Source organism: Streptomyces sp. NPDC004721, from assembly GCF_053601495.1.
In genome coordinates this window covers 1-3,361 of record NZ_JBSGBZ010000140.1, presented here as the reverse complement: position 1 = coordinate 3,361, position 3,361 = coordinate 1, and the positions used below count along the sequence as shown (strand labels likewise).

Here is a 3,361-nt window from a genome sequence, read left to right as displayed (position 1 = left end):
TAGACGGCCTGGAGGACGTCGGCACGCATCTCGCGGAGCTGTTCGGCGAGGCCGAAGTGCACGTCGTAGGGGGTGTGCAGGCCGATCCCGGAGTGCCGGTGTTCCTCGTTGTACCAGGTGAAGAACTGGGTGCACCACGCCCGGGCGTCCTCGAGGGATCCGAAACGCTCGGCGAGGCCCAGTTCACCGAGGCGAGCTACGGATTCCGGCCCAAGCGGTCCGCGATCGACGCGTGCGAAGCGGTGCGCGTCGCGGCGAACCAGAGGCGGGAGTGGGTCTTCAAGGCGGACATCAGGGACTGCTTCGGCACGATCGACCACGACGCGCTCATGGCCCAGGTGTCCCGGCGCGTGGTGGACCGGCCGATGCTGAAGCTGATCCGGGCCTGGCTGCGGATGGGAGTCCTGGAGGGCGGGGTGACCTCCCCGACCGGGGCGGGAACCCCGCAGGGCTCACCGATTTCCCCGTTGCTGGCGAACCAGCCTGACCGGCCCCGGACTTGCTGGACAACTGGTCACGCGGCAGCGGGGCGTCCGCCCCAGCGGATGCCCTTCTCGCTGCGGATGCGGGCGCGCTCGCGGCGTTGGACGGCGAGGACGTCGGGGTGGCGAGCATTGGCGTTTCGCCAGCGAAGGTAGGCGTGCAGCGTCCGGGTCTGCGCGGTGTGGTGAGGTCCGGGCGCGTGCTCCGCGACGAGACGCATGCGAGGGAACGGTGCTCCCTCGGCGAAAAAGGTTAACCAAATGCTTGACTATTCGCAGCCGACCTCGAATAGTTAGGCGCATGCTTAACCAAGCTGGTTCGTTGGACCGGGTGTTCCAGGCGCTGGCGGACGCGACTCGTCGGGACATCGTTGAGCGGTTGATTCGTGGGCCGGCCTCGGTCAGTGAGCTGGCCCGGCCGCTCGCCATGTCGCTGCCGGCGGTGATGCAGCACCTGCAGGTACTGGAGGCGTGCGGACTGGTCCGGTCCGAGAAAGCCGGAAGGGTACGCACCTGCCACATCGAGCCGGGTGTTCTGCGGATGGCCGAGGACTGGATCGCTGCGCAGCGCACTGCCTGGGAACACCGCCTCGATCGCCTCGGCGACTACCTGACCGGACAGGGCGAGAGCCCAGATCAAGGGAGCACACCATGACCGATCGCGTTGTCACGCATGCCACGTTCACCCTCGAACGCCTCTACGCGGCCTCACCGGCCACAGTGTTCGCCGCGTGGGCCGACCCCGAAGCAAAGGCCCGCTGGTTCGCCGGCCCCGACGCCGACCACGAGCTTGATTTCCGCGTCGGTGGGCGGGAGATCAACCGCGGCAGCCCTGACGGTGGTCGGGTGCTGTCGTTCGAGTCCTGGTACCGCGACATCGTCCCGGACGAGCGGATCGTCTACACCTCCACTCTGTCCGAGGGGCAGGACCTTGCGACGGTGTCGCTGACGACAGTGGAGTTCCGCCCTGAGGGTGAGGGCACCCGGCTGCTGCTCACCGAGCAGGGCACCTTCCTCGATGGCCGCGAAGAACCAAGCTGGCGAAAGCAGGGCACCGGCACGTGGCTTGACGCGCTCGCCGCCGAACTGATGCAAAGCATCGAGCACCAGTGATGACCACGAACTACCCTTGCCGTCCCTGACGAGTGACGTCCTGGTCTCGGCCGCCGACTGCCGCGAGGACAACCCGTGCGCGGTGTGCGGTCGTACGGCCGGCATGAAAAGGGCCTCGGAGGGTTCCTGGACGCCCTCCGTTGTTGAACACCCTTGTTGGACACCTGAGGCGGCTCCCGGCCGGGCGTGTCGACGTCCAGGCGTCGTTGTCCAACAACCGATCGCTTGCTGAACACACGCGGGTGCACGATCGCAGCAGCAGGTGCAGGAGCGTCACGCCAGATGATCATTTGTCAGACAGCCCTCAGGGCGGTGACCTCGCCTTCGGATTTGGTTCTGGTCGACAACGACAGGTATGGGCGGCCCCTGACCAGGGCGCGGACGGGGCCGCCCAGTCCCTGCCGTCCTGTCACAGAGCAGGGACACTTCGACGTTAGAGCTCGGCGCTGGTCGGAGTCCTGTTCGATGTGTCGTCCGGGGGAGTTCCGGCCCTCCGGCGTGACGCATGTTCGGGCTCCCATGGAAAGCGGCACGGCCAACCGCACTGCCTCTCAGACCGGGGCGTCACGGGTCGAGCTCGGCAGGCGTTGTGTCAGGCGATGCGCTGTTCGGCCTCCATCCGCTGGATTGCGGTACGGACGGCGGCAACGAAATCCCAGAAGACCTGGGTGGTGCTGGTCTTGCGGCCCGCCCGCGTGTTGACCCCGAACATCGCAGCGCGCAGATCGGTGGTGATCTCCAACTGCGCGCCCATGCCCAGCAGGGTGCGGTTGACGATGTTCTGCGGTGAGACGCCGGCCAGCTCCTCCTCGCCGACCGCGTCGACGGCCCGGATCCCGGCGGTTTTGAAGGCACCGAGCAGGTACTGCTTCAGAGTGGTGTTGAGGCCGCCCACCAGCACCGCCCGCGCTCCGGCCTCCAGGCCGGCCTGGCTGGGCGTGCAGCCGTGCAGCGACAGCACATTAAGGCTGCCCGCGCAGAGCGAGCGTGCGACGGTGTCGTCGCAGTGGATCGAGGTGACGTGCATGACCCCGTTGTCGGACGAGCGCAGCGCTTCGAACATCCAGTAGTCGTGGACCGGCCCTCCCGCAGGGGGACGGACAGGTCCGCCGGATGGTAGCCGGCGATGGCCAGGCACAGCTCCGAGGTGCCAGTCTCTATTCCGCCGCCGTGCGGTGCTATGACCGTCGTCCTGCCGAAGTCGTAGCGGTCGGTGAGGCTGTTGTCCTCCATGGCGTGGCGCCGGTACCGGCGGCCGTAGTCGGTGCCCTCGACCAGGCTGCTGTCCGCGTACATCGCGGTGTTCGACGGATAGGTGTCACCGGTGCTCGCGGCCTGCGCCAAGCTGCTGCCGGCGCCGACCAGTGCGGGAGCCGCAGCGAGGGCCGTCAGAACAGTTCTCCGGGACGTTGTCATGATCCCTATCCTGGCAGTGGCGACACGCCGCCTACCAGCGGTTTCCGGGCCACTCGATGACGAGAACGCGACGGGGCACCGTCCCGGTCGGGTGACGGCGCCCCCGGGGTGCGGGTTGGGATCAGTGCCCGCACGCGATCCACTCCTGGAGTGGGGGGCCTCGGCCTCAAGCGGGAGAAACGCCGCAAGGGCGAGTCCCTGCTGAAGTCGGTGCGACAGCTGATCGAGTCGGTGAAAGACACCCTCAAGGGCCAGCTCGACCTGGAACAGCACGGCGGCCGGACCTTCGAGGGCGTCGCCGTCCGCGTCGCCCAGCGCGTCCTCGCGCTGGCCGCGGCGATCTGGCACAA

At 67.9% G+C, this 3,361-nt stretch carries 4 protein-coding genes and 4 pseudogenes; 4 read left to right on the top strand and 4 right to left on the bottom strand.

Annotation, left to right across the window (positions count from 1 at the left end):
- Positions 1 to 170, bottom strand: a pseudogene (locus ACWEK3_RS42215) (integrase core domain-containing protein); the annotation flags it as partial.
- Between ACWEK3_RS42215 and ACWEK3_RS42210 the strand changes: the two are divergent.
- Positions 93 to 419: pseudogene (locus ACWEK3_RS42210) on the top strand (reverse transcriptase domain-containing protein); the annotation flags it as partial. The pseudogenes ACWEK3_RS42215 and ACWEK3_RS42210 sit on opposite strands and share 78 nt — an antisense overlap.
- Positions 420 to 514: 95 nt before the next feature.
- Here ACWEK3_RS42210 and ACWEK3_RS42205 read toward each other — a convergent pair.
- Complete coding sequence (locus ACWEK3_RS42205) at positions 515 to 703, bottom strand: integrase (protein ID WP_453252252.1); 189 nt, start codon at positions 701 to 703, stop codon at positions 515 to 517.
- Between the two features lie 80 nt (positions 704 to 783).
- On the opposite strand from ACWEK3_RS42205, the gene ACWEK3_RS42200 reads away from it, so the two are divergent.
- Positions 784 to 1,137 (top strand): ArsR/SmtB family transcription factor, encoded by a 354-nt coding sequence (locus tag ACWEK3_RS42200; protein ID WP_453252251.1) that lies wholly within the window; start codon positions 784 to 786, stop codon positions 1,135 to 1,137.
- On the top strand, positions 1,134 to 1,595 hold the full coding sequence (locus ACWEK3_RS42195; RefSeq protein ID WP_453252250.1) for an SRPBCC family protein: 462 nt from the start codon (positions 1,134 to 1,136) through the stop codon (positions 1,593 to 1,595). Before ACWEK3_RS42200 ends, ACWEK3_RS42195 begins: the two co-directional genes overlap by 4 nt.
- A 592-nt stretch (positions 1,596 to 2,187) precedes the next feature.
- On the opposite strand, the gene ACWEK3_RS42190 is transcribed toward ACWEK3_RS42195, so the two are convergent.
- Both ACWEK3_RS42190 and ACWEK3_RS42185 read right to left on the bottom strand, forming a co-directional pair.
- The gene (locus ACWEK3_RS42190; protein WP_453252249.1) at positions 2,188 to 2,658 is read right to left on the bottom strand and encodes a poly-gamma-glutamate hydrolase family protein; all 471 of its coding nucleotides are present in this window, start codon (positions 2,656 to 2,658) and stop codon (positions 2,188 to 2,190) included.
- Positions 2,659 to 2,747: 89 nt separating this feature from the next.
- Positions 2,748 to 2,828 (bottom strand): annotated as a pseudogene (locus ACWEK3_RS42185) (hypothetical protein); the annotation flags it as partial.
- 351 nt (positions 2,829 to 3,179) lie between these two features.
- Between ACWEK3_RS42185 and ACWEK3_RS42180 the strand changes: the two are divergent.
- Positions 3,180 to 3,361: pseudogene (locus tag ACWEK3_RS42180) on the top strand (IS982 family transposase); the annotation flags it as partial.